The following is a 26,145-nucleotide window of genomic DNA, read 5'->3' as shown; positions in this document are numbered from 1 at the left end:
CTATTACTTTTGACAGGGACGACTTTCTTTAGCCGCGGTACCACCCTCATTCACATTTTACATGTGCACTTTATAATAGTAAGAGATGTTTTAAATTCAATTAATTAACGGTAAGTTCACTTAATTCTTAACGCTAGTTTGCACCACCACTAGCTCTCTTTAGAAAAGTATTTAAGTTACTACTCCAATACAGTTTAATATTATGAGATTCGTAACCTAATTGCAAGTGGTTAATCATATTTTATATGTTTAATTTTCAAGTTGTCTTTCAACGATTTTCATGTTGTGATTGTTTCGGTAGACCCTTATCAAAAATAGATAAGAAAAACATTCCTATTAATAAAAGAATGATCATTCCTATGAACATTGCACTCATATTGAAGGTATCTACCAATATACCCCCGATTAGAGGACCAAATGCTTTCCCCACAGTTGATGCAGAATTTACTACACCCTGATATTGACCTTGCTTACCTTGTGGCGCTAAATAATTGGCAATCGTTGGTACTGCAGGCCATACAAACATTTCACCAAAAGTAAGAATAATCATTCCTATTAAGAAAACGGTAAATTGTTCTGCAAAACTTGTAACAAAGAATGACAACATAAAAATTAAAATACCAACAAACATTTGATATTTTAAGTTTCCTTTTAACAAACGAATGACTGGTCTAATTAATGGTTGTGCAACTAAAATCATAATTCCATTTACCGTCCACAATACACTATATTGAGACATTGAAATATTAATTTGTTGCGTAAATGAGGCTATTGTTGTTTCCCATTGAATGTATCCAATCCAACAAATACTAAACATGGCACATAATAATATTAAAGCTATAAAACGTTTTTTATTTTCTTTACTTTGGATATCTAGACTATCTGGTGATTTCACTTTAGCATGGTATTCTAAATTAAATTGCGTAAAGGCTACAATTCCAAATAATACGTACATGATTAAATTAGCTAAGAAGATAAAATTAAAGCTAAATTCAGCAACGAAACCTCCCATTGCAGCTCCAGCAGCAACACCTATGTTTTGAGCTAAGTAGATAGCATTAAAAGTTGTTCTGCCACCATTAGGCCAAACGGCACCAGCCATTGCGTAGATTGCTGGAACAATCATTCCTCCACCAAAACCAAGTAGCACTAACCAAACTGCATACCACGGCCATCCATGAAAGAAATTAAGTAATGTTGTACTAAGCAAACAAGTAATAGTACCTATCATGATTGTTCGGTAACCACCTAACTTATCGAACAACGTTCCACCTAGTAAGTTACCAACTACCATTCCAAAAGAATTAATCATTAGAACAATCCCAGAAACTGTCAAGCTTTTTCCTAATTCTTCTTTCATATAAATCGTATTTAAAGGCCATAAAAAGCTAGAACCAGTTATATTTAATGTCATTCCTATAACTAGCCACCATACTGATCTAGGTATATTCATAATTTTTAAGTCCTCTCTTTATATTTTTATCGAACTATAATAAACACTATAACATTAAAATATGTTAAAATCTTTACTTAGAACTAAGTTAGATAGAAAGGATAATGTGTTATGGGTAAGTATTTCCCGTATGCCTTTGAAAATAAACGATATCATACATGGAATTACCATTTAAAAAATAAATTCGGACAGAAAATTTTTAAAGTTGCTCTAGATGGCGGATTTGACTGTCCAAATAGAGACGGTACTGTCGCACATGGCGGTTGTACGTTTTGTTCAGCAGCTGGTAGTGGTGACTTTGCAGGAAATAGAGCCGATCCAATTGAAGTACAATTCCAACAAATTAAAGAACGAATGCATGAAAAATGGAGTGAAGGTAAATATATTGCTTACTTCCAAGCATTTACAAATACCCATGCACCTGTAGAAGTTTTAAAAGAAAAATATGAACCTGTGTTAAAAGAAGAAGGAGTTATTGGTTTATCTATCGCTACACGTCCAGATTGTCTGCCAGATGATGTGGTTGAATATTTAGCTGAACTAAATCAACGTACTTATTTATGGGTGGAACTTGGTCTTCAAACAGTTCATCAGAAAACCTCTGATTTAATTAATCGTGCGCACGATATGCAAACGTATTACGAAGGTGTAGCTAAATTGCGTAAACATAATATTAACGTATGTACACACATTATTAATGGCTTACCAGGTGAAGATTATCATATGATGATGGAAACAGCACGAGAAGTGGCACAAATGGATGTGCAAGGTATTAAAATCCATTTATTACATTTACTTAAAGGTACACCAATGGTCAAACAATACGAAAAAGGTATGCTTGAATTTATGACTCAAGAAGATTATACAAACTTAGTGTGTGATCAACTTGAAATCCTTCCGCCAGACATGATTATTCATCGTATTACTGGAGATGGACCGATTGATTTAATGGTAGGACCAATGTGGAGTGTTAACAAGTGGGAAGTTCTCAATGAAATAGATGATGAATTAGCACGTCGTGAATCTTATCAAGGTAAGTTTTACACATCTAATACTAAGGTGAATTCATGAAATTAGAACGTATTCTTCCTTTTGCTAAAACACTTATCAAGCAACATATTCAAGATGATAGCATTGTCATTGATGCTACGTGTGGTAATGGAAATGACACCCTATTTTTAGCAGAACAGGTTCCAAATGGCAAAGTGTTTGGTTTCGATATACAAAAAGAAGCTATTGAACATACAAAAGAAAAAATAGTATCCTTTAAACATGTTACGTTGATACATGATGGACATGAAAATATCTTAAATGATATACCAAGTGATGTCATCGGAAACGTGGATGCAGCTATTTTCAATTTGGGATATCTGCCTAAAGGTGATAAAACCATTGTTACTAAACCTGAAACAACTATTCAAGCTATTGAAAGTATTTTTAAACTATTAAGTACAGAAGGTATTATTGTACTAGTAATTTATCATGGACATAAAGAAGGACAAATCGAAAGAGATGAATTATTAAAATATCTCGAAAACTTTGATCAAAGTAAAGCACACATATTAAAATATCAATTTATCAATCAAGTTAATCATGCACCTTTTATATGTGCGATTGAAAAACGCTAAATTTTAAAACCCATAAATTAAAACATCAAATCGTAGTTTTAATTTATGGGTTTTTTATATTAAACGCTCATCAATGAATTCAAACTATTTTCTAAAGATTCATATTTTCTTTTAATAATAGTAGTAATAAAATCTAATAATTCATTTCTATATTTATTTTTTTCTTCATTAAAATGGATAATAACCGTACGTTCGTCGTCAATGGGACGCTCTTTGTAAACCCAATCAGATTGAACTAAATTATTATACGTTCTTGTTCGTTTATATGACTTGATATTAACGTATTGATCCATCTCTTTTAATGTCATAGGCCCCTTTTCCCATAACGTTAATAAAATAAGTACTTCTTCTTTATTTAAATGATACTTCTCATAAATAATTCTAAATATAGAATCTATATCCTTCAATAATTTCTCTAATTTCAATACCATGGATACCGTTTCTTTTTTTGTAATTTCATAATTCATTCCCCTTAATCTCTCATATTATGTATAATAATTATAATTCAATTTATTATTAAGTTTATACGATTTGGCGTTTTTAAAAATTCAATACAATTTATTTTTCAATAATATATCAACTATATTTTTTAATTCAACATTCATATTATAAATCTATACTAAATTCATATAATTTATAAAAAGTAATTGATAGTTATAATTCTACTTATATTGTAATTTTAACTTATTTATAATATTATTACTATATTTTTGATATAGAATAGGCTCGTAGATCTCTATCTTCTACGAGCTATTTTTATAGATTTTTAAAAATTATCTTATATTTCCTCAATATCTTCTTCTTGTACAATAAATCCCATTGTATTTACGCTATTATTCAAGAAAGTTAATATATATCTCATGACTTGATCTCGTTCAGGTTCATTGTGAATCTCATGATAAAACCCTTTCCACGCTTTAAAATAAAATTCATCTGCAAGAAATTGTTGTTTTAAAATATCTATTGAAGACGTTTCTAAGATTTTATCTTCAGTACCATACATTAATAAAGTGGGTAACGGTTTGATATCTTTAATATGTTGTGATGTGTCTCTCATTGTTTCACTAATAATGTTAAACCATTTGTAAGATACTTTCTTTAACATCAATGCGTCATGATTTGTCTCATCAATCACTTCTGAATTACGAGTTAAATCTTCATAATCTATTCCTAATTTAAATTGTGTATCTTTTGAGCTCTTTCCAATATTAGATATAAACATATTTTTTCGTGTTTTATAATTTTTCTTTAATTCAAGCATTGGAGAGAGTAGTAATATGCCTTCAATAGGTAGTTCAGTCTTTTCAAGTAAATTGAGAATAATTAAACCACCTAATCCAACGCCCATAACAAATGTTGGTAATTTGTATTCGTTTGCAATTTTTATCCATTCAACTAACTGTTCATGATAAATTTCAAATCGTTGCAGTTGACCTCTGTTAGCTCGTGAAGTTTGACCTTGTCCAGGTAAATCACCCATAATTACGTGATAACCATTACGTCTCAACATCGTAATCACATACGCATATCTACCAGTGTGTTCTAACATATTATGTACTATGATGATTACGCCTTTAGCGTCATGTTCTGTTTCCCACTTCCACATATTTTTGAATCCTCTCTAATTGAATGTTTATCAAATGTATTATATCAAATTATACCTTTAATTGTTGTTAAACAGTATTTAGATTTTCTTAATTTATGACTAATGAATTTAAACGGATGTTATCTTCGGTATGTAAACGCTTTCTTAAGCAATATATTCATGCTAAACTTGTTATAGAGATAGATAAGAGTGGGATGGAGGAATAGATATGTCTTTATTCAGAGATTTTTTCATAACATTATCAAATAGTACATATTTAAATGAAATGGCTAAAAAAATCGGACCGACTATGGGTGCTAATAGAGTTGTTGCGGGTAATACTATAGAACAACTCATTGATACGATTGAATGTTTAAACGCTAAACATATTGATGTTACTGTAGATAATCTTGGAGAATTTGTTAATAATAAAGCAGTAGCGACTCAAGCTAAAAATGAGATTCTTGAGATAATGGAAGCTATTAATAAATATCAAGTGAGTGCACATATGTCGGTGAAAGTGAGTTCATTAGGCGGTGAATTTGATACCGAGTTAGCCTACCAAAATTTAAGAGAAATTTTATTAAAGGCTAATACCTATGATAATATGCATATTAATATTGATATGGAAAAATATAATAGCTTATCACAAACATTACAAATTTTAGACAGATTAAAAGGAGAATTTAGAAATGTCGGTACAGTTATTCAAGGATACCTTTTTGAGGCAGAAAAATTAATTGATAAGTACCCAGAATTACGATTAAGACTGGTCAAAGGTGCTTATAAAGAAAATGATACGATTGCTTATCAAAGTAAAAAAGATATTGACAAAAATTATATAAATATTATTGAAAAACGTTTACTTAACGCCAAAAACTTTACGTCAATTGCAACACATGATGATAAAATCATTAACCATGTTAAACAATTTGTAAAAGATCATCATATTGAAAAAAACACTTTTGAATTTCAAATGTTGTATGGTTTTCGTAATGAATTAGCAGAAGAGATTGCTAGACAAGGATATCACTTTACCGTTTATGTTCCATATGGCAATGACTGGTTTGCTTATTTCATGCGTCGCCTGGCTGAGAGACCTCAAAACCTTTCCCTTGCCTATCAAGAATTTATTTCAACAGAAGCACTTAAAAAAATTGGCTTAGTTAGTGGACTAGCTTTAGGAACACTTACATTAGTATCTGGTGTTGTGAAATTACTAAAACGTTGAAATACAGAGCGTCTCGATAATCCATAAAATTATCGAGACGCTCTACATTAATTAAAACTGTTTAAGTAAATTTGCCATTTCAATTGCACTTACTGCCGCTTCTGCACCTTTATTACCTGCTTTCGTACCCGCTCTTTCAACTGCTTGCTCAATACTTTCAGTTGTTAAAACACCGAAAATGACTGGTGTATTCGTAACATCATTTGCTTTTGATACGCCTTTAGCAACTTCATTACAAACATAGTCATAATGAGATGTTGCACCTCTAATGACACAGCCTAAAGTAATCACTGCATCATAATCATTTTTTTGCGCTAATTTTTTAGCAACAAGTGGAATTTCAAATGCACCTGGTACATATGCAACATCAATGTTATCTTCATCTACACCATGTCTTACTAATGTATCTTTCGCTCCATCTAATAAACGGTTGGTAATAAAATCATTAAATCTACTCACTACTATTGCAACTTTTAAATTTGTACCGACTAATTTACCTTCAAAATTCATTCTAGATTCCTCCTAAATAAGATGTCCCATTTTCGATTTTTTTGTTTCCATATAATGATGATTATGTTCCGTTTCTGGCACAATAATTTCTGTACGCTCTGCAACTTTTATACCATAATCTTCCAAGCCTTCAAATTTCTTAGGATTATTACTTAATAAATTAACTTGTTGAACATTAAAATATTTAAGAATTTGAGCAGCTATATGATAATCTCTTAAGTCTTCATCAAAACCTAATGCTAAGTTTGCAGTAACCGTATCATGTCCCTGCTCAATTAATTCATAAGCTTTTAGTTTATTCATTAAACCAATGCCTCTACCTTCTTGTGGTAAATAAATAATTAATCCGCCATGATCATTTATATATTTCATTGATGCTTCTAATTGAGCACCACAATCACATCGTTGACTGTGGAAAATATCACCTGTTAAACAAGCAGAATGTAGTCTTACATTTTCAGTTGTACGTGGTTCTCCTTTGCCAAGTACAACAATATCTTCATGTGTATATTGAGATTGGAAACCGTACATTTTAAAATTACCAATATCCGTTGGCATTTTTACAGTTGCTTTAAGTTCAATACCTTCGCTTTCTTGTTTACGACGATAATTAATTAAACTTTCAATTGTAATCATTTTTAATTGATGTCGCTCTTTAAATTGTTGTAATTCATTACCTTTTGCCATCGTACCATCGTCATTCATTATCTCACATATAACTCCAGCAGGTGCAGCACCTGTTAATTTAGCTAAATCTACAGCAGCCTCCGTATGTCCTGGTCTAACTAATACACCTTTTTCCTTAGACACTAAAGGAAATAAATGTCCGGGTTTATGGAAATTTTCTGGTTTAGAATCAGGATTAATTAACGCTTTCGCTGTTGCTGTACGATCAAATGCACTAATTCCTGTAGTAGTAGAGATATGATCGATACTTACAGTGAAATTTGTACCGTAGTCATCTGTATTACCATCAACCATAGTTTTAAGATTTAGACGTTCAGCAATCTGTGAACTTATAGGAGCACAAATTAATCCACGCGCTTCTTTGGCCATGTAATTAATGGTATCGTCTTTCATCCATTGAGTGACTGCAATTAAGTCACCTTCATTTTCACGATCTTCATCATCTACTACAATAATACTATCGCCATTTCTTAATGCTTCTAACGCTTCTTCAATGCTATCGAATTTCATTTAAGCCCCTCCTAAAAACCATATGCTTTTAATTTATCAACTGATAAATCAGATTTATTTTTACCAACTATACTTTCAACATATTTAAATAATACATCTGTTTCAAGATGCACTTCATCGCCCATCTTTTTATTAGAAAGAATCGTTGAACGTCTTGTTTCAGGAATAAGATGGATATCAAAACTATGTTGATGCAAGTCAAAAATTGTTAAACTTACGCCATCAACAGTAATAGAACCTTGCTTAACCATTTGTTTGATAACCGAGTCAGATGCTTTAATAGATACAATACGTGAATTAGGCGTTTCTCTGATATTTATAATTGTTCCTTTTGCATCTACATGACCTAATACAAAATGTCCTCCGAAACGTCCGTTACCTGACATTGCTCGTTCAAGATTGACTTCATCATTTTCTTTAATATTAGCTAAATAAGTTTTATTTTCAGTACCTTTAATCACTTGGACAGAAAATTGATTTTGTTTAAAATCAATGACTGTTAAACACGCACCATTTACGCTTATAGAATCACCAATATGCATATCTTCTATGATTTTTTGACATGAAATATCTAATGTCCTTACGGATTGTTGAGTGCGGATACTTTTTACAGTACCTATTTCTTCAACGATACCTGTAAACATTTATCTTCACTTCTTTCGCAGTGTCATTTTAATATTTTGTTGAATAGACTCGGTAGAAATCACTTCAAATTGTGGCGCATCAGTTAAATCAATGACATTATCAGTTTGATAAAATTGATTTTTTCCAATACCGCCTATTATTTTCGGGGCATAATAAATAATAAGATGGTCTAAATAATTAGATTGGAGAAATTCTGAAGTTATTTGAGGTCCAGCTTCTACTAATAATCTGCCGACACCTCTTTGATATATATCAGATAAAATAGATTTTAAATTACATGTTTCTAAATAAATTATTTTTATATGATGACTTGGACTTTTTAGTTCATGATTTTCAGTATAAATCCAAATTTCACTTAATTGATCGTGAAATATCTGTTTTGAATAATCAATTTTGCCTCGCTTAGATAGTATGATTCTTATTGGATGTTTACCATCTTGAATACGTGTTGTATATTGTGGATTATCCGCTTCAATCGTTCCATTACCAGTTAATACTGCATCATGAGTATGTCTTAAACGATATACATCTTGTTTTACAGCTTTATTCGTAATCCACTGACTTTGTCCACTATCAGTCGCTTGTTTACCATCTAACGAAGTCGAGACTTTTACTGTAATTTCAGGGATTTTCTGTTGTTTTGCTTTGAAGAAATCCTCATACAAAGCAAAAGCTTCTTCTGAATATTGATACTCAACTTCAATACCTGCTTTTTCAAGAATGATATCTCCCTCAGAAGGTAACGTCGTATCTTTTACAGCATAAATTACTTTACTAAGCCCATGTTCAATAATTTTATTCACACAAGGTGGTGTTGACCCATAATGTGTACAAGGTTCAAGAGAAATATAAATTGTGCCGCCTTTTGCTTTATCTTGTGCCATATCTAAAGCCTGAACTTCTGCATGTTTCTCTCCTTGCTTTAAATGTGCACCTAATCCCACAATACGCCCATCCTTCACGACAACTGAGCCAACAGGAGGATTAACTCCAGTTTGTCCTTCCACCATTTGTGCTAATTGAATTGCATATTTCATAAATTCACTCAATTTATCACCTCTAAAAAAACCCCATACCTGTTTCACAGGCATAGGGCATGTATATATACTTAAATAAGCGTACTACAATTTTTATATTGTGCATGCTTATACACCATTCAGTAATGATGTGATTGATTCTTTCTCCCATCCAGACTTTTACTGTCGGCTCTAGAGTCTCACTAGATCAGCCACTTAATAAATTAAGATTAAGTGGGTCGCAGGCTTAATCACTGCCGGTTGGGAATTACACCCTGCCCCGAAAGAATACGTATGAAATTGTGATTAAATTTGAGTCATCGTAGTTTAGCACTACATATATTATCTTACATTTATTTTTGGAAAATTACAAATAAAGAATTTCAATTTGATTTTTAAATTTAACTCTTAAAGAGACATTTATTCATTATTGTGTAAAGCATTATGCTGTATGATCAAATTCTTTTCGAATTTCATATAAGTAATCCACTGCACTTACCGCTTGATTAACAATCATTTTTACTCCATTACGCAATTTATTTACTCCATTAGTGATTTGTCCAATAGCAATCATATTATTTAAAGTACCATATCTTGGACTAATCACCTGATTTGTTTCTGGGATAATTTGTATTCCACCCATAGGATGAGCTTGAATAATTTGTCGATTTTGAAGATTTAAGATAAATTGATCATCTTCATCTAAATCTTTTAAATATGTTTTAGAACCTGTTGCATTAATAATAATATGATGTGGATACCATAGTTCATCATGTTTGAATTTTAAATTAAATATTCCATTTTTATGTACCACATCTTCTAAATCCTTTCTAATCACTAATGAACCATCTTTTATTAATTGCTTGATGAGTTTTGCAGTTCTTGGAGGCATAGGATTTGAGTTAAGTTGAATAATTTTAGTGAAACGTTTATCGAATTCAATTTGATCTTGACGACTAAAACTATTCCAAATCCAATTTAAATTTTCTTTGACATTCTCTATTAATGTTTGGAATATACCTATCTCATTAGGATGTTCTAAATCATAATTTAAATCTTTAATCGTATCCCCTGTTCGGCGATGAACCAATTTCTGTAAATCAATACCATTTAATTCACACTCTTCTTTAAATAAATCGAATGCTTTCTCTAATGGCACATTTCCAAAGTACTTATCTTTAATATCATTAAATTTAAATTTCGTTAAATATTGAAATTCAATTTTTTTCATGTTTCCTCTTACGCTAGGTAATTGAGCAGAACGACTCGTCATTGTGATAGGTAGTTTAGGGTGATGAAATGCTACATAACGCACTACATCTAAACTAGCTAATCCTGTTCCAATAATAGCAATATCATCAGATTCTTGTACATCATCTAAAGTATTATATGTAGGGTAAGGAGTTTGAATATAACCTTTTATGCCTTTTAAATGATAAGGGTCGTGATATGATAAAGTACCTATAGTTAAAAATATGTAATCATATACTTGACAATGCTTCATATCTTTAGACGTACAGACATAATATTTCAATGTAGTTTCATCTATATTTGAATTAATGAAGACTTCTTGTACTGGTTGTTTAATAACTGTAAGGTTATCATATAATTTCTCATAATTTGATAAGTATGATTTCATATAATGGCCAAAAACAAATCTTGGTAAATACTTTGGATTTTTAAACGTAAAATCAGATTGTGTTTGATACCATTTCCAAAACTCTTCATCATCATCTAAATTTAAACTCATATTTTTAGTGGGTAAGTTAATTAATAGTTGACTACTATCATTTTGAAAAGGAACACCCTGCCCCATATTAAATTCATTATCGTAGACATCGACTTTTAATTGCTTAAAGTCTTTATGTTTAACGAGTTGTCTAAGTACACTCACACCTGCTGTACCCATACCTATAATTGCTACTCGCATATTTAACATCATCCTTTTATATATTTGTATTATGTTGAATATTATCATATTATACCAATACGATTCTCGACTTCAAAACGTTTCACTATTAACACGATTATCCATTTCAAAGCATAAATAATCATGTGTAACTATGTTAAAATTTAAATATTGAGGTGACTAAACAATGAAATTTTTATTAAAAACATTAATTGTTTTTATCATTGGATTTACTTGGGCTTCAAGAAAAAACAAAGCAGAATAAATAAAAAAAACCAACATCATCTAATTAAAAAGATAATGTTGGTTTTTATTTTGATTATTGATGTTTTTGATCATCTTTATAAACATACAGTTTGAAGTATTTACCTTCAGTTTTCATTTCTTTATAGAAATCAGCAATAATTTCCGCATTACTTTCAGCCCATTTAATATCAGTCGCATATTGATGTTCACCCGGATTCATAGGATTCCATCTCATGCTATATAAAGTGTTTTGATCATCGTGAGATAGGAAGTGTTTATGAATAAAATCTGCGCCACCTTTAATTGCTTTCTCTGGTGTATCCCAACCATGTTTTTTCGCATATTCAGCACCTGTTTTGATTGGATCTTCATCTAAAGCTCCAACACCATAAAAATTATAATATTTTTTACCATCAATATTTACACCATTCGCCAGTTCACTTTTTACTGAACCTGTTTCTAATAATGCGTGAGAAATTAAATAGACTTCATTGACACGTTTTTCTTTTGCAGCATTTACAAAAGCATCAGTATGTTTCAATAGTGTAGGTCGATCGAACAACATACGTTTGATACGATTTTTATCAATACCTTGATATTTAGATAAATCTAAAAATTGATATCTTTGTTTATCATCATCGATAAATTTACTGCTGTCCATTGCAACTTTAATTTCACTTGCTGATGCATCTCTCCATGCATTATTATTTTTATTCGATACTTGTTGACTTGTATAGTTATCTATTTGTTTTGCAGCAGCTTTATCAAGCGTGACGTTCACATGCTGAACTTTCTCTACTTCATTTACTTTTTTGAAAAATATCTGATCAGAAATCATTGAGAAAAAAATGAAGCCAGCTGCTACTAAAATAATAAGTAACCCTATTAGGCCTATAATAGAACCTTTTCTGTGCTTTGTCATATTCACACCTCTTAGGTTAATGTTGTAATTTCATTTATAGAAAAGTCTTCCATGATAATAAATTTTAACATTTTTAATTCTCTTAAACAATTTTATAATTATAATGTTACATATTCATAAAATAAAAGTAACAAAATTGAAATTTAACAAAAAAAATAAAAGTAATGAAATACTCAACATTTCATTACTCAATGATTTTTATCTATTAAATAAATATAGTTATTTGTAGTAAGGTTAACATATTTAATTATTCGTTATTTCTTTTATAATCCATCATAATAAAACTGACAGCTTGCGATCTATTTTTATAATAATATTGATTTAAATCAATCGTCCCTTCAATATCACCATCACGATACATCATTTCATTTGTAAAATTATTTATCATTACAAATTCAGAACGATCTCTAATAACGTCTAAATCATCATGTCTTGCAAAAAAGTGCTCAAGATTTAAATGTGCGTAATCCAACTTCATACCTCCTATATTTTATTGTACAAATGTCGAATATTAATCTTACAAACTTGTTAAAGCTATATATCATCCAATCCAACGATTCTATGTTTACTATTTAACACCTATTTATTAAATTAAGCAAATGAAAATTCACGATACCTCATGTAGAATTTATACATCCGGAAATATTGTTTATGTACATAATTAAGGAGAAAGAATAAATATTTCAGATTTTAGTTCATTACACATAAAATATCATAAGATGATTCATCATTTGTTAAGACAATACCGTATCACTTATAATTATGATGAATTTTATCAACTATTATTAATAAAATTGTGGGAAATCTCCAAAATTTATAACCCATCTTCCTCTGTATCTTTATCCTCTTTTATCTATCAGCGATTAACGTTTTATCTTATTGATCTTTTTAGAAAGGAGCAATTGAAGATTGATTGCCTAGATATTGCAGCGTTACCTCATTCTTTAACTTATACATTGAAAGATGAATCTTTTTTTAATGATTTCAAATATATTTTAAATTCAAATGAATATCAATGGCTGATATATTATCTTCATGGATACAAACAATATGAAATCGCTAAAAAGATGAATGTCTCAGACACTACAATTAAAAAATATAAATCTTCTGCCCGTATCAAACTTCAGCAATATTATTTAGAAGGTGATTGGCATGTTACCTCATAATACTTTCGATTTGTTATACATTCAAACTTTAGAAGGTTCAACAATTCAGACTAAATGTTGTTTTAAAACATATGAAATGATTCTACCATTTCATGTTAAAAAGATAATCATATACTATCTAGAACAATTTAATAAATCATATACACAACAACTTAAATTAGCTAAACGCTTATTATCTATCAATAAACTAGTTCCTATTTACATTTCTAAAGACGTCATTTTATTTCCAATCAAACATCAACGCGCACCCATACAAATATATTTTAATGCTCAACGTATTATTGGATTAACGTCTTCTCAAAATAAAACCGTTATTATCTTTGATAATTCAGCTCAATGCGTAGTAGATGAGCCTTACATTTTAGTTTATAAAAAATGGCAAGAAAGTATTCTATTAGCCTATTTAATTAATAAGACGACTTCTTTTCATTAAACTTATATTCAAGTAATCTTTTAGTAAACAAAGCAGCCACAAATCTTATGAGATACAAACTGACAATCAAACTAATAATGGCAAAAACTAAGATTAATACAAGATAGATTAAACTTAATTCTGCTTTAGGATTTATAAATTGATTGACTACTGCTAAACTTGCGATAAATCCAGTTAAAAACCATCCTAGTAATAGAATGTATGTAAGAACAAATAATATAATTAATAAGAACAAATATCCATTTGAAAAATGTTTATTTCGAAAGATATGAACCTGTAAAAATTGATTAGCAAAACGAGTAGGTTTCATAAATTTCTGTTCTTCATTATTAAATGAGGCATTATTTTGTTCAAAAGTATGTTCTAATAATTGCTTTTCTTTTTTATTTAAAAACCACAATTGTTTTCTTACTTTTTCTCTAAAAGCAGTTTCCTCCATAACTTAATTCCTTTCTATTTAATTATATTCATAAATTTTAACTGAACACCGATTTTAAAACAAACTCAATAAAAAAGAAAGATACAACTCAAGATACTTTATTACTCCTTCTCTTCGATATTCATATAACACTAAAACCGAGTCTAAGACATGTTTGTAGTCTTAGACTCGGTTGGTCATAATTTAGATATAGTGATTTTATAATATAGATAGTCCAGAACTTTTAATATCTTTTGCAAATCCTTGAACTGTATCTACTGGCAATTCATTAATATCGCGTCCAAGATTATTGTTAACTTTCTTAACAACATCTGATGGACAAGTGATAATATCGGCGCCAATTTCATTAGCTTGGATAACATTGAACACTTCACGGCAACTTGCCCATAATAATTTAACACCATGTTTACTATGTGTGACTTTTACAGATTCTTTCATTAAAGGAAGTGGATCTACACCCGTATCAGCAATACGCCCCGCAAAGACAGAGATATATGTAGGTACACTTTCGGTCACTGCTTCTGTAATAGCTTTAACTTGTTCAATTGTATAAACAGCAGTTACATTTAAACGAACATGATCAGCTGATAATTTTTTAATTAATTCAATTGTAGATTCACCTTTTGAGTTCACAATTGGAATTTTTACAAACACATTGTCACCATATTGCTTTAAAATTTCTGCTTCTTTCTCCATTGTGTCTAAATCATCTGAGAATACTTCAAATGATATAGAAGCATCAGGAATTTCACGTACTGCTTCTTCTGCAAAAGCTTTATAATCTGTTACACCTGCTTTTGCCATTAAGCTAGGATTTGTTGTAAAACCATCTACTTCTTTATTTTTGTATGCAGCTTTCATTTGTTCGATATCTGCACCATCAGCAAATACTTCTACATTTAATTGAGTCATAAAATCTTCCCTTCTCATTTATATTACGAATATAGCTTGCTTTATGAAAAGACACCATATGTATAATTATTTTTTATGTACAGTATGTTTTACTATTTCGTTATGTTATTTATATCATGCTTTTTTCGTGTATGCGAATGTTTTGCTTTGAATTTTCTGAAAATTAAAACCTTATGATAAAGGTACTATTAAAAATGAAATTAAATGTGGTAATATTATTTAATGGTATAAATCGGAGGTATGTTATGTCTAAATCAAAAAAATATTTATATATATCAGTGATTCTTTTAATTATTAGCTTTTATTTTAATACATTTAATCCTTTATTAAGTATTCAATTTAAATCAATAAAAAATTTATTAATTGCATGTAGTATTGTAAATGTTGTCATCCTTATTGCTTCAATTATATTTTCTGATAAAGCAATTAAACATTTAAATTATAAAAATAAAGATTGGATTAAGACTGCTTCTAACATATTACCTTATGTCATATTAGTAGTAATTTTGTTCCATATTTTTGCTTCTGTTACAACATTTGGCATTTTTTCATAATCAAATATGCATAAAATGATATATAAAGGTGAGTATGTTATGCAATATATAACCGTGTTTATAGGTGGTATGTTGGGCGCTTTATTAAGATTTTTGTTTTCCTTTATGAATCAGGGTAGCACCTTTCCAATTGGCACATTGATAGCTAACCTGTCAGGTGCTTTTCTTATGGGTTATCTATCTGTAGTAATGATTAAATTATTTAAAGATCATCCTAAAATTAAAAAAGGTATTACAACTGGTTTTTTAGGCGCTTTAACAACATTTTCAACATTTCAATTTGAGTTAGTCACATTACTTTACAGTCATCATATTATCTTAGCTGGGGTTTATGCGTTGATGAGTTATTGCTTTGGTGTTATCTTGTGCTGGATAGGTATGAAATTAGGAGGTCTTACATCTTGATACAAGCTCTTTTAATTATGATTGGCGGTGGTTTTGGCGCTGTCGTTAGAGCATGGCTAACTGATGTCACTAAATCCAAATGGTCTACTTCAATACCTATTGCTACTTTAATCGTCAACTGGATGGGAAGTTTTCTCATTGGTTTAACGACTGGGCTCTCTATTCACTTAAATTGGATACATATGTTTTTTATTACCGGATTTTTAGGAGGTTTAACGACATTTTCAACCATGTCTTATGAGCTTGCGCAATGTCTAACACCGTCCTTCAAACTTTTTAAATTTATAATGTATTCTCTATTGCAATTTGTTATAGGATTTATTGCTTGTTGGATTGGTTTTATAATATAACAAAAAGGTGAACTGTGTAGTCAATTAACCTACAAGTTCACTCTTTTTTAATTAAATTGATTAACCTTCAAATGTATCTGGATCAGGTCCTATACGTTGATCTTTATTTAAATCATCAATTCGTTTCATTTGATCTGCTGATAATTCAAAATCAAATACATCTATATTTTCTTCAATTCTGCTTGATGTAACTGATTTGGGAATAACGACGACATTATGTTGCATATTCCATTTAATAATAACTTGTGCTGCTGTTTTATTAACTTCTTTACCAATTTCATTTAACGTTTCATCGTTTAAAATTTGAGCATTCATAAATGGTGACCAAGATTCCATATAAATATTTTGCGCTTCTAAATATTTTCTAAGTTTTTCTTGAGTAAAGTATGGATGAAATTCTACTTGGTTAATGACTGGTTTAATTGAAACTTGTGCTAATAATGCTTCAAAATGATCTGGATTGAAATTACTAACTCCAATGTTTTTAACTCTATTATCTTTATATAAATCTTCCATACCTTTCCATGTATCAATCATTACGGCTTCATTTGTCCCTGGCCAATGTACTAAATATAAATCTAAATAATCTAACCCAAGTTTTTGGATACTAGTTTCGTAGGCTTGAGCCACATTTTCACGTCCAAAATCTTCGAAAAATAATTTTGATGTTACGAAAATATCTTCTCTATTTAAACCTGTTGATTCTAATCCTTCTTTGATACCTTGGCCTACTTGTTCTTCATTTCCATATACTTTAGCAGTATCTATGCTACGATACCCAGATTCAATGGCATGTTTAACTGCTTCTTTACAAGTATCGTCGTTTTCTACTCGAAATGTTCCAAGTCCTAACATTGGCATTTGATTTCCATTATAGAATTCAATATAGTCCATTTTACTTCCTCCTTTAAAAATAACTATTCTGTATATACCCTAAAAGTATATTTATGAACATCGCTTGTAATAAAAAAAGTACCATCAAAATTTTAAATTTTGATGGTAGCCTCTCTTAGTTAAATGATTCAATTTTATCCATAATATTTTGTAATTCATCGACATTATATTGAATACGTCCATGGAATACAAATTTGTTAAAGAATTCGTCAAGTTGTTCAGGACCAACTAAAACCTTAACACTTGAGCTTTGTGCATAGTTTGAAATCGTTACGTCTTTATCATGTTTAGGATTAAAATATAAAATTGATGTTGGCTTATATTTAAGTCCTAATTCTGTTTGTAAATCTGTAGCTAAATTCTCAATTGCAGAAAGTTGATCAGAATAATTAATAAATGATAGTTTCGAATGATTATCTTCATGTTGATCAAGCACTAACGTTTGAGGCGCTTGTGTGTTTAAATCAAGTGTATCAAATACTTGCTTCAGCATTGGTAATTCTTGAAATTGTGCGCCGCTAATTCCATTATACACATGACCTTTTAATAATTGTGAATCAATGATATATAACCCAGTTCTAGTAAGCACAAGATGACTAATGCGTTGAATATTATTAAACTCATTACTTGGTAAAAATATATTAGCCATTATATGCATATCTTCACGTCTAATACGTTTTTCTTTAACTAAACGGTCTCTAATACCAATGAGTTTCATATCAGTCACGTATTCACTTTTATTTTTAGAAAATAATTTCAAAGCATCAATTTCACGTTCTTTTCCATTAACTGTAGCTTCAAATTCTTCTTTTTGTTTCGTTACTTGTTTTTTATTTTCAATACGTTCTTTTTCAAGTGCTTCCTCATGTGAAGATTTAAGTTGCTGTTCCTTGAGATTGTATTCTTCACTCGCTTTGTGTTTCATATTATTTTTACTTTTCAAGGCAACTAAAAATAGAATAAAACATATAATCGCTATGATTATCGCTACAATTAAACCAATCTCAATCGGTCCAAATGAATTCATTAGATAACGCTCCTTTTAAACTGTCAATATCTATCTATTATAATAGAAATAGACGATAATTTCGAGGTTTAACCTAATTAATTGATATATTCTACATTATTTTTGAACGGCATCTTTTAGGACATTCACTTTATCTAATTTTTCCCATGGTAACAATACATCAGTACGACCAAAGTGTCCGTATGCAGCTGTTTGTTTGTAAATAGGATGTTTTAAGTCAAGCATTTTAATGATACCTGCTGGTCTCAAATCAAAGTGTTTTCTTACCGCTTCAACTAATCGGTCTTCAGAAACTTTACCAGTTTTAAATGTATCAATAGCAATAGATACAGGTTCTGCTACACCAATTGCATAAGCTAATTGCACTTCACATTGCTCAGCTAATCCAGCTGCTACAATATTTTTTGCAACATATCTAGCTGCATATGCCGCAGAGCGGTCTACTTTTGTAGGATCTTTACCACTGAAACAACCGCCTCCATGACGAGCATAACCACCATATGTGTCTACGATAATTTTTCTTCCAGTTAAACCAGCGTCTCCTTGAGGACCCCCAATAACAAATCGACCAGTTGGATTAATAAAGAATTTAGTTTCATCATCAATTAAACCTTCAGGTACAGTTGGATAAATGACATGCGCTTTAATATCTTTTTGGATTTGTTCTAATTCAATGTCTTCAGCATGTTGAGAAGATACCACAATCGTATCAATACGTTTAGGTTTATCATTTTCATCGTATTCTACTGTTACTTGAACTTTACCATCTGGACGTAAATAATCTAAGGTACCGTCTTTACGCACATCTGATAAGCGTTTCGCTAGTTGATGTGATAAAAAGATTGGAAGCGGCATATATGTTTCTGTTTCATTTGTTGCATAACCAAACATTAATCCTTGGTCTCCGGCACCTGTTGCTTCAATTTCTTCTTCAGATATATCATTGCGATACTCAAGTGCTTTATCTACACCTTGGGCAATATCAGGTGATTGTTCATCAATAGCTGTTAAAACAGCCATTGTTTGATAATCGTAACCATATTTAGCTCTTGTATAACCAATATTTTTGATTGTTTCGCGTACTACTTTAGGAATATCTACATATGTAGACGTTGAAATTTCACCAGAAATTAAAGCCATACCTGTTGTTACTGTTGTTTCACAAGCGACACGTGCATTAGAATCGTCTTTTAAAATTTCATCTAAAATCGCATCAGATACTTGATCGGCGATTTTATCTGGATGCCCTTCTGTCACTGACTCTGATGTAAATAAACGTTTATTATAAGTCATGATTTGCTCCTTTTTTTAACTATATTTACGAAAATTCTCTTTTGACAATGAGCTTAAAATAAAAGAGCCTTCTCAACTACCTAGATAGAGAGAAGGCTCTTAAACGTCCATTCGCTCTTATCGTTCAGACAAATATTGCGTCTGCAAACGGTTTGGCACCTTTCTTTTAAAAAAAGAGGTTGCTGGGTTTCATTGGGTCCATGTCCCTCCACCACTCAGGATAAGAGAATCCGTTAAGACCTATACTACATAAATACATTAGAATTGTCAATTTTGAATTTTAAATGTTCTTTTATTTACAATGGAATAATTAAATCATTATGATATACTATTTTAATGTAAGGGCTTACATTAATAAATGAATAGATATTTGGAGGGATGTTGTATGTCAATAGATACATACAGTGAAACACCTAAAATCAAACACTTATTAGAAAAGAAAACGACTTTATTTCAACTTTCTACTACTCAGCTTTATTACAAGATTTTAAATAATAATGAAGGTGAACTTACAGAACTTGGCGCAATTAATATGAGTACAGGTAAATATACTGGTCGTTCACCAAAAGATAAATTTATCGTTAACGAACCTTCATATCGAGACAATATTGCTTGGGGAGACATTAATCAACCTATAGATGAAGACGTGTTTTTAAATTTATACAACAAAGTATTAGATTATTTAGATCAAAAAGAGGAATTATACGTTTTTAACGGTTATGCCGGAAGTGATAAAGACTCACAATTAAAATTAAAAATCATCAATGAACTTGCATGGCATAATTTATTTGCACAAAACATGTTTATCCGACCTGAATCTATTGAGGAAGCAAGTCATATTAAGCCAAATTTTACTATCGTTTCTGCCCCTCATTTTAAAGCTAATCCAGACGTTGACGGTACTCATTCTGAAACATTTATTATTGTTTCATTTAAACATAAAGTGATTTTAATTGGTGGTACTGAATACGCTGGAGAAATGAAAAAAGGTATCTTTTCAGTGATGAACTACTTATTACCTATGCAAGATATTATGAGTATGCATTGTTCTGCCAATGTTGGAGAAAAAGGTGATGTTGCTCTATTCTTTGGATTATCTGGTACAGGAAAAACAACATTATCAGCGACTCCAAATCGTAAATTAATTGGCGATGATGAACATGGTTGGAATAAAAATGGTATTTTTAACATTGAAGGTGGTTGCTATGCAAAAGCCATTCACTTATCTAAAGAAAAAGAACCACAAATTTATAATGCCATTCAATATGGTACTATTCTTGAAAATACAATTGTAAATGAACGTGGTCATGTTGATTTTGATGATAATATGAACACAGAAAACACACGTGCTGCTTATCCAATTCATCATATCGATAATATCGTATTACCTTCTAAAGCTGCACACCCTAATACAATTATTTTCTTAACTGCAGATGCATTTGGCGTACTTCCGCCTATTTCTAAATTATCTAAATCTCAGGCAATGTATCATTTCTTAAGTGGTTTTACGTCAAAATTAGCTGGCACTGAACGTGGCGTGACAAAACCTGAACCATCATTTTCAACATGCTTTGGCGCTCCATTTTTACCTTTGCACCCTACTAAATATGCGAATTTACTTGGTAAGCTAATTGATGACCATGATGTTGATGTATATCTAGTAAATACAGGATGGACGGGTGGAAAATATGGTGTTGGACGTCGTATCAGCTTACATTATACACGTTATATGGTAGATCAAGCTATTTCTGGCAAACTAAAACAAGCTACATTTACTAAAGATGAAATATTTGGTTTAAGTATACCAATTGAAATGGAAGATGTGCCTAAAACGATTTTAAATCCAATTCATGCTTGGAATGATCCTGAGGCTTATCGTCATCAAGCTAATGACTTAAAACAACGTTTTGAAGAAAACTTCAAAACATTTGGAGATGAAGTAAAAGATATTGCTAAAAATGGTGGATTTATTCATTAATAATATATAAACAAAAGACTTACAAAGATGACCGTTGTAGTCATCTTTGTAAGTCTTGTTCTATATTATTCATCCATTGATGTATATAATCTAAAACTTCTTTCAATGCTTTCGGTCTTGGTACATGGCCTTCGTCAAGTTGATAAAATGTATCATGTTTGACCCCTTTAAGTTCTAATTGTTCTTGAAGAAAATACGCTTGATGTATACCCACTTGCCAATCTTTACCACCATGTACAATTAAAATAGGTGGACTGTTTTGATTCAATGTACGTATCGCATTTCTTTGTTCATATGCCTCTTTATCTTTTTTCGGATGACCTACCATACGTCTTAGCATTCCCCTTAAATCTACACGTTCTTCATACATTAAATGAATATCTGAAACGCCACCCCAAATAATATAGCTATCAACTGGATCATCCTGAAATGATAATAAACCTTGGATTCCACCTCTTGAAAATCCAATCATATGGACGAAAGCTTGGGGATACTTATTTTTTAATAGTCGAATAAGTACTGTTACATCATGTAAATCAGCATTACAAAATTCATCTTTTCCTTCACTACCATTACTTCCTCTATAATAGGGTCCTATAACTAATGTATATGGATCAGAAAATTGCATGAGTCTTGAAGCTCTAACTCTACCAACTTGCCCTTTTCCACCACGTAAATAAACTACAATTCGTTTAACATTATGATACATCGGGACCATCTGTAACGCTTTTACACTTAATTCGTCTACTGTATAAGTTAGTTCCTCAAATCGATGAGTGTTGGATTCAACAGGCATTGTTCTAATATTTGTAATACCCAAGATCTTTCACCCTTTCTAAACATTTTAAAATTGCTTTGTCTTTAATTAAATAACTTTTTTGGTGCTCAGGAATCTCATTAACTAGATGAAATAATATAGGGCCCTCTGTTTCCAAATAATCATGTTTACGTTCAATTGATTTCACTTTAATCACATACACATCTTTTTTAAAAAGTGACTTATCAAAGGTATGAACTTGATATTGGGCGATATAATATAAGGCTTCTATCTTTCCACCCGTTTCTTCATAAAGTTCTCTAGCAATCGCTTGTTGACTCGTTTCATTAATTTCAACTTTACCTCCAGGGAACTCGATACCTCTTTTAGAGTGTTTAGTGAATAATAATTGATTTTGAAATATCGGAATAGCTAAAACATGGTTTCCGTTCGGTATATCATCATCAGTTTTATATTGCATCGTGACTCGTCTATCCTCTTGATCGATAAACTCCATATTACTCATCCCCCTCTTAAATGTGGTAAAATTATTTAATAATCAAATGTCTATAGGAGGTTTATTTATGCTTAAAAAATCATTTCTAAGCATCATTCGTTTTTATCAGCGTTTCATCTCCCCTATGACACCACCAACATGTCGATTCTATCCTACTTGTTCTGAATATACTAAAGAAGCTATAGAAGTATATGGCGCATTTAAAGGTGGCTATATGGGAGTAAAACGTATTTTAAAATGCCATCCATTTCATGAAGGTGGATTTGATCCGGTACCTTTAAAAAAAGACAAACATACACATCATCATTCATAAACAGATAATGCATTTATATTAATTTTAGGGGGATTGAAATATATCAATCCTTCTTTTAATTTGCCTATGCCTTGTGTAAAGTCTGTTTCAAAATAATATCCATCTGGAGTAATATCTCCTGGATAAGACCCCTCTTTTGCTAATAAAGCAGTAAAATATCGACTGAGTCCATATTCATACATCCCACCAACGATCACTTTAATATCTTTCTCTTTTAATAAGTGAATGAGTTCTAGCGCTCTATCTATTCCTCCCAGTCTAAATGGTTTAACCACAACTGCAGTGATAGGATATTGATGAATAATTTTCAAAATTGATTGTAAATCCGTTGCTTTTTCATCAATAGCAATAGCAGGATAATGCGTAACATCTATATAACTTAAATCATTTAAATCTTTAAATGGTTCTTCAACGTATAGAATATCGTGTTGATCAATCTCTTTTAATAATTGAAATTGTGACATATCCAGTGCTTCATTTGCATCAAGTGTAAGATTAAATTCAAATGGAAGTTCATTGCGTAGCTTTTTTATGTCGTTAATGAGATGAGAACTCCATTTTAATTTAATACGTGCTGGCTTTGTGTCTTTAAGTGTTTGTAATTGTGAAGAAGATAAACCACTTACTGTTGCACCATATTCAACGTTAAAGCACGGTTGTAAATAAAACATCTGATAAATCGCCATCACAACAGTACATCTAGTAGCCGGATAACTATCTAATAAATCAAGATAAGGTAACCAGTCACTAAATGTATTGAATGATTGATTTAAAATCTTTTTTGACCATTGTTGTATTCGTATTTTTACTGTCTCAATTGTTTCAGTATCATACCAATCCGTTTCAAAGGCATTACATTCACCAAAATAATTTTCCCCTTCATCAGAAATAAATCGTACTATGAGTGCTTTGCGATGTGTCATTTCGATTTTAAGCGTCGTAATCGGAGAATGAAACGGCGCGGTATAGTAATAAAATTGTATATCAATGATTTTCATTTAATGATCCTCAGTTCCAACTTTATTACGTTGTAATTTTCCAGTAGAAGTATAAGGTAATGCATTGACGCGTTGATATATCTTAGGAACTTTATATTTTGCTAAATGTTCTTGTAAGAAATCTATAAGGTCTTTAACCTCAATTGTTTCACTTGCGACATAGTAAAGTACTGGAATCTGACCCCAAGTATCATCTTCTTTAGGTACACATACTGCATCTATAATTCCATTGAATGTTTTAGCCACTGTTTCAATTTCATAAGGATAGATATTTTCTCCACCACTAATAATAAGGTCTTTACGTCGATCATAAACCATTACAAAACCATCACTATCTATTTCTGCAATATCTCCGGTTTTAAAGAAACCATCTTCAAATGTGTTATCCAAATCTTTAGGATACAAATATCCATTCATTACATTGTCGCCTTTGATAAGTAATTCACCATGTCCCTCTTCATTAGGTTGTTTAATACATACTTCAACGTTATCACTTGGTTTACCTACTGTATCATATCGTTTAGCTAACATATCTGGTGAAGCGGTTAGGAACTGCGAACATGTTTCTGTCATTCCAAAAGAATTATAAATAGGTAATTGATAACTCAATGCCTGTTGTATGAGCGTGGATGATAATTTAGCACCCCCAAGTAATATTTTTTCAATTGAGTATGGCTTATTTAAACCAGCATCCATTAGCCACTTTAACGTTTGTGGCACAAGTGACACATGTGTAGGATATTCATTTTTAATAATAGTCAGCATATCTTCAGTATTATATTTATTTAATAAACGTACAGTAAACCCTTCAATGGTAGCACGTAAAATCACACTAAGTCCTGAAATATGATAAATTGGAAGAACCGATAACCATGTCGTTTGTTGATCAAATCCTAGACTTTCTTTACAACCTAATGCACTTGCATAGTGATTTTTAAACGTTTGAGGTACTGCTTTTTGGGGTCCTGTCGTCCCTGATGTAAACATAATAGATGCAATACGATGAATATCAAATTGTTTATGATTAGGCGTATCAGGATAATCGCTCAGTTGATTAAATGAGAGAACTTGATGTGAATGTAAATCGAACTCTTTTGTAGTTAAAATAAGTTGAACATTCACTGAGTTCATTTGATTGGTCATTTCAGTTGTTGTTAATCGTGTATTGATCATTGCAATTTCAATTTGTGCTAACCAACATGCGTGCACTAAAATAACAGACTCAATGTCGTTTCCAATATATAGTCCTACCCTACTTTCATTTAAAGATAATAATTTCTTTGAAAGCTGATACGCTGCAGAATATAATTGATTATATGTTAATGTATACTTACCATCTGTAACCGCGATTTTGTTTTTGTTTTTTATACTTTGCTCTTTTAACCAAAATTCCAAAATTCATTCCTCCAATAGTTATACACTCCATATTATAACGATTTTTAAATGACTTAACAGGACTCACGTTTGAATTTTTTTGTGATTGTTTTATTTTTAAAAAGATATTCCCCATTTTAAGATAAATATAATTGAATACTTGATATATCGTAGCTATAAAAAACTCAGAATGGAAAATAACCATTCTGAGCTACTGTACGGAGAGTAAGGGATTCGAACCCTTGAGACGCGATAAAGCGCCTACACACTTTCCAGGCGTGCTCCTTCAGCCAGACTCGGACAACTCTCCTCTATTCAATTAAATAAAAAAACAGAAGCGATGTTTCACTTCTGTTTATATGACTCCTACGGGACTCGAACCCGTGTTACCGC

At 31.0% G+C, this 26,145-nt stretch carries 29 protein-coding genes, 1 tRNA gene, 2 riboswitches and 1 other annotated feature; of the genes, 10 read left to right on the top strand and 20 right to left on the bottom strand.

The features are described from left to right. Positions 1-11 precede the first annotated feature (11 nt). Positions 12-202, bottom strand: a binding site (T-box leader). A gap of 66 nt (positions 203-268) precedes the next feature. Then, entirely contained in the window at positions 269-1,453 is a 1,185-nt protein-coding gene (locus HMPREF2953_RS00350) for an MDR family MFS transporter (RefSeq protein ID WP_070671253.1), read from the bottom strand. A 111-nt stretch (positions 1,454-1,564) separates the two neighbouring features. Between HMPREF2953_RS00350 and HMPREF2953_RS00345 the strand changes: the two genes are divergently transcribed. Together HMPREF2953_RS00345 and HMPREF2953_RS00340 are read left to right on the top strand one after the other, a co-directional pair. Then, on the top strand, positions 1,565-2,524 hold the full coding sequence (locus HMPREF2953_RS00345) for a tRNA modification radical SAM protein MnmL/YtqA (RefSeq protein WP_017176354.1): 960 nt from the start codon (positions 1,565-1,567) through the stop codon (positions 2,522-2,524). Next, entirely contained in the window at positions 2,521-3,081 is a 561-nt protein-coding gene (locus HMPREF2953_RS00340) for a tRNA 5-(aminomethyl)-2-thiouridylate-methyltransferase MnmM (protein WP_002455180.1), read from the top strand. Before HMPREF2953_RS00345 ends, HMPREF2953_RS00340 begins: the two co-directional genes overlap by 4 nt. Before the next feature lie 59 nt (positions 3,082-3,140). On the opposite strand, the gene HMPREF2953_RS00335 is transcribed toward HMPREF2953_RS00340, so the two are convergent. Further along, on the bottom strand, positions 3,141-3,548 hold the full coding sequence (locus HMPREF2953_RS00335) for a transcriptional regulator, SarA/Rot family (RefSeq protein WP_070671250.1): 408 nt from the start codon (positions 3,546-3,548) through the stop codon (positions 3,141-3,143). A 311-nt stretch (positions 3,549-3,859) separates the two neighbouring features. Continuing rightward, positions 3,860-4,687: an alpha/beta fold hydrolase gene (locus HMPREF2953_RS00330; protein WP_070671248.1), complete on the bottom strand. Its 828-nt coding sequence runs from the start codon at positions 4,685-4,687 to the stop codon at positions 3,860-3,862. A gap of 208 nt (positions 4,688-4,895) precedes the next feature. Here HMPREF2953_RS00330 and HMPREF2953_RS00325 point away from each other — a divergent pair, with 208 nt between their 5' ends. Next, positions 4,896-5,897, top strand: a complete 1,002-nt coding sequence (locus tag HMPREF2953_RS00325; protein WP_070671246.1) for a proline dehydrogenase family protein — start codon at positions 4,896-4,898, stop codon at positions 5,895-5,897. A 51-nt stretch (positions 5,898-5,948) separates the two neighbouring features. Here HMPREF2953_RS00325 and ribE (HMPREF2953_RS00320) read toward each other — a convergent pair whose 3' ends face one another. The 7 genes from ribE (HMPREF2953_RS00320) to HMPREF2953_RS00290 form a co-directional block, all read right to left on the bottom strand. Then, on the bottom strand, positions 5,949-6,407 hold the full coding sequence (gene ribE / locus HMPREF2953_RS00320; RefSeq protein ID WP_002455177.1) for a 6,7-dimethyl-8-ribityllumazine synthase: 459 nt from the start codon (positions 6,405-6,407) through the stop codon (positions 5,949-5,951). Positions 6,408-6,419: 12 nt separating this feature from the next. Further along, a complete protein-coding gene (gene ribB / locus HMPREF2953_RS00315; RefSeq protein WP_049335720.1) occupies positions 6,420-7,604 on the bottom strand; it encodes a 3,4-dihydroxy-2-butanone-4-phosphate synthase in 1,185 nt (394 codons plus the stop codon). 11 nt (positions 7,605-7,615) lie between these two features. Then, on the bottom strand, positions 7,616-8,248 hold the full coding sequence (gene ribE / locus HMPREF2953_RS00310) for a riboflavin synthase (RefSeq protein ID WP_049335719.1): 633 nt from the start codon (positions 8,246-8,248) through the stop codon (positions 7,616-7,618). Positions 8,249-8,254: 6 nt separating this feature from the next. Then, positions 8,255-9,298: a bifunctional diaminohydroxyphosphoribosylaminopyrimidine deaminase/5-amino-6-(5-phosphoribosylamino)uracil reductase RibD gene (gene ribD, locus HMPREF2953_RS00305; protein WP_049335753.1), complete on the bottom strand. Its 1,044-nt coding sequence runs from the start codon at positions 9,296-9,298 to the stop codon at positions 8,255-8,257. 123 nt (positions 9,299-9,421) lie between these two features. Continuing rightward, positions 9,422-9,557, bottom strand: a riboswitch (FMN riboswitch). Between the two features lie 150 nt (positions 9,558-9,707). Beyond that, complete coding sequence (locus tag HMPREF2953_RS00300; protein ID WP_070671244.1) at positions 9,708-11,195, bottom strand: FAD/NAD(P)-binding protein; 1,488 nt, start codon at positions 11,193-11,195, stop codon at positions 9,708-9,710. A gap of 298 nt (positions 11,196-11,493) precedes the next feature. Beyond that, positions 11,494-12,342: a peptidoglycan release complex glucosaminidase SagB gene (locus HMPREF2953_RS00295; protein ID WP_037554400.1), complete on the bottom strand. Its 849-nt coding sequence runs from the start codon at positions 12,340-12,342 to the stop codon at positions 11,494-11,496. 247 nt (positions 12,343-12,589) lie between these two features. After that, positions 12,590-12,814: a hypothetical protein gene (locus tag HMPREF2953_RS00290; protein ID WP_002449634.1), complete on the bottom strand. Its 225-nt coding sequence runs from the start codon at positions 12,812-12,814 to the stop codon at positions 12,590-12,592. Between the two features lie 208 nt (positions 12,815-13,022). On the opposite strand from HMPREF2953_RS00290, the gene HMPREF2953_RS00285 reads away from it, so the two are divergent. After that, on the top strand, positions 13,023-13,508 hold the full coding sequence (locus HMPREF2953_RS00285) for a sigma-70 family RNA polymerase sigma factor (RefSeq protein WP_256263293.1): 486 nt from the start codon (positions 13,023-13,025) through the stop codon (positions 13,506-13,508). Further along, positions 13,495-13,941, top strand: coding sequence for a competence protein ComK (locus tag HMPREF2953_RS00280; protein ID WP_070671241.1), 447 nt, complete (start codon positions 13,495-13,497; stop codon positions 13,939-13,941). The genes HMPREF2953_RS00285 and HMPREF2953_RS00280 overlap by 14 nt, the downstream gene beginning before the upstream one ends. Here the strand turns inward: HMPREF2953_RS00280 and HMPREF2953_RS00275 are convergent. Both HMPREF2953_RS00275 and HMPREF2953_RS00270 read right to left on the bottom strand, forming a co-directional pair. After that, positions 13,916-14,380 (bottom strand): hypothetical protein, encoded by a 465-nt coding sequence (locus HMPREF2953_RS00275; protein WP_070671240.1) that lies wholly within the window; start codon positions 14,378-14,380, stop codon positions 13,916-13,918. The two genes, HMPREF2953_RS00280 and HMPREF2953_RS00275, sit on opposite strands and share 26 nt — an antisense overlap. Before the next feature lie 198 nt (positions 14,381-14,578). Then, positions 14,579-15,292 (bottom strand): transaldolase, encoded by a 714-nt coding sequence (locus HMPREF2953_RS00270; RefSeq protein ID WP_070671238.1) that lies wholly within the window; start codon positions 15,290-15,292, stop codon positions 14,579-14,581. Positions 15,293-15,537: 245 nt separating this feature from the next. On the opposite strand from HMPREF2953_RS00270, the gene HMPREF2953_RS00265 reads away from it, so the two are divergent. Genes HMPREF2953_RS00265 through HMPREF2953_RS00255 form a run of 3 tightly spaced genes read left to right on the top strand, consistent with a single transcriptional unit; the run spans position 15,538 to position 16,601 of the window. Beyond that, the gene (locus tag HMPREF2953_RS00265) at positions 15,538-15,846 is read left to right on the top strand and encodes a hypothetical protein (RefSeq protein WP_002488429.1); all 309 of its coding nucleotides are present in this window, start codon (positions 15,538-15,540) and stop codon (positions 15,844-15,846) included. A 39-nt stretch (positions 15,847-15,885) separates the two neighbouring features. Next, a complete protein-coding gene (crcB, locus tag HMPREF2953_RS00260) occupies positions 15,886-16,251 on the top strand; it encodes a fluoride efflux transporter CrcB (RefSeq protein ID WP_070671236.1) in 366 nt (121 codons plus the stop codon). Further along, on the top strand, positions 16,248-16,601 hold the full coding sequence (locus tag HMPREF2953_RS00255; protein ID WP_070671234.1) for a fluoride efflux transporter FluC: 354 nt from the start codon (positions 16,248-16,250) through the stop codon (positions 16,599-16,601). Before crcB ends, HMPREF2953_RS00255 begins: the two co-directional genes overlap by 4 nt. Positions 16,602-16,661: 60 nt before the next feature. Here HMPREF2953_RS00255 and HMPREF2953_RS00250 read toward each other — a convergent pair whose 3' ends face one another. The 3 genes from HMPREF2953_RS00250 to metK all read right to left on the bottom strand — a co-directional run bounded on the left by HMPREF2953_RS00250 (position 16,662) and on the right by metK (position 19,815). Further along, positions 16,662-17,495: an aldo/keto reductase gene (locus HMPREF2953_RS00250; protein WP_002449660.1), complete on the bottom strand. Its 834-nt coding sequence runs from the start codon at positions 17,493-17,495 to the stop codon at positions 16,662-16,664. Positions 17,496-17,610: 115 nt separating this feature from the next. Beyond that, positions 17,611-18,522 carry an NERD domain-containing protein gene (locus HMPREF2953_RS00245; protein ID WP_070671232.1) on the bottom strand — a complete coding sequence of 304 codons (912 nt, stop codon included), beginning with the start codon at positions 18,520-18,522 and terminating at the stop codon, positions 17,611-17,613. Between the two features lie 96 nt (positions 18,523-18,618). Further along, the gene (gene metK, locus HMPREF2953_RS00240) at positions 18,619-19,815 is read right to left on the bottom strand and encodes a methionine adenosyltransferase (protein ID WP_070671230.1); all 1,197 of its coding nucleotides are present in this window, start codon (positions 19,813-19,815) and stop codon (positions 18,619-18,621) included. 114 nt (positions 19,816-19,929) lie between these two features. After that, a riboswitch (SAM riboswitch) is annotated at positions 19,930-20,042 on the bottom strand. Positions 20,043-20,200: 158 nt separating this feature from the next. On the opposite strand from metK, the gene pckA reads away from it, so the two are divergent. Beyond that, positions 20,201-21,793 (top strand): phosphoenolpyruvate carboxykinase (ATP), encoded by a 1,593-nt coding sequence (pckA, locus tag HMPREF2953_RS00235; protein ID WP_070671228.1) that lies wholly within the window; start codon positions 20,201-20,203, stop codon positions 21,791-21,793. A gap of 40 nt (positions 21,794-21,833) precedes the next feature. On the opposite strand, the gene HMPREF2953_RS00230 is transcribed toward pckA, so the two are convergent. Then, positions 21,834-22,613 carry an alpha/beta hydrolase family protein gene (locus HMPREF2953_RS00230; RefSeq protein WP_080978512.1) on the bottom strand — a complete coding sequence of 260 codons (780 nt, stop codon included), beginning with the start codon at positions 22,611-22,613 and terminating at the stop codon, positions 21,834-21,836. Further along, on the bottom strand, positions 22,594-23,067 hold the full coding sequence (gene ytkD / locus HMPREF2953_RS00225; protein WP_049335698.1) for an RNA deprotection pyrophosphohydrolase: 474 nt from the start codon (positions 23,065-23,067) through the stop codon (positions 22,594-22,596). Before ytkD ends, HMPREF2953_RS00230 begins: the two co-directional genes overlap by 20 nt. Before the next feature lie 67 nt (positions 23,068-23,134). On the opposite strand from ytkD, the gene yidD reads away from it, so the two are divergent. Next, entirely contained in the window at positions 23,135-23,380 is a 246-nt protein-coding gene (yidD, locus tag HMPREF2953_RS00220) for a membrane protein insertion efficiency factor YidD (protein WP_002449651.1), read from the top strand. Here the strand turns inward: yidD and menC are convergent. From menC to HMPREF2953_RS00205, 3 genes are all read right to left on the bottom strand, one after another. Next, positions 23,371-24,378 carry an o-succinylbenzoate synthase gene (gene menC / locus HMPREF2953_RS00215; protein ID WP_070671226.1) on the bottom strand — a complete coding sequence of 336 codons (1,008 nt, stop codon included), beginning with the start codon at positions 24,376-24,378 and terminating at the stop codon, positions 23,371-23,373. The two genes, yidD and menC, sit on opposite strands and share 10 nt — an antisense overlap. Continuing rightward, complete coding sequence (menE, locus tag HMPREF2953_RS00210) at positions 24,379-25,773, bottom strand: o-succinylbenzoate--CoA ligase (RefSeq protein WP_070671224.1); 1,395 nt, start codon at positions 25,771-25,773, stop codon at positions 24,379-24,381. It lies immediately after the preceding gene. Between the two features lie 198 nt (positions 25,774-25,971). Further along, a tRNA-Ser gene (locus tag HMPREF2953_RS00205) sits at positions 25,972-26,062 on the bottom strand. Between the last annotated feature and the right edge of the window lie 83 nt (positions 26,063-26,145).

The sequence above is a fragment of the Staphylococcus sp. HMSC072E01 genome, from assembly GCF_001814125.1.
Taxonomy (GTDB): domain Bacteria; phylum Bacillota; class Bacilli; order Staphylococcales; family Staphylococcaceae; genus Staphylococcus; species Staphylococcus hominis.
Note: the sequence above shows the minus strand (reverse complement) of the source record. Positions and strands in the feature narration are given on the sequence as shown.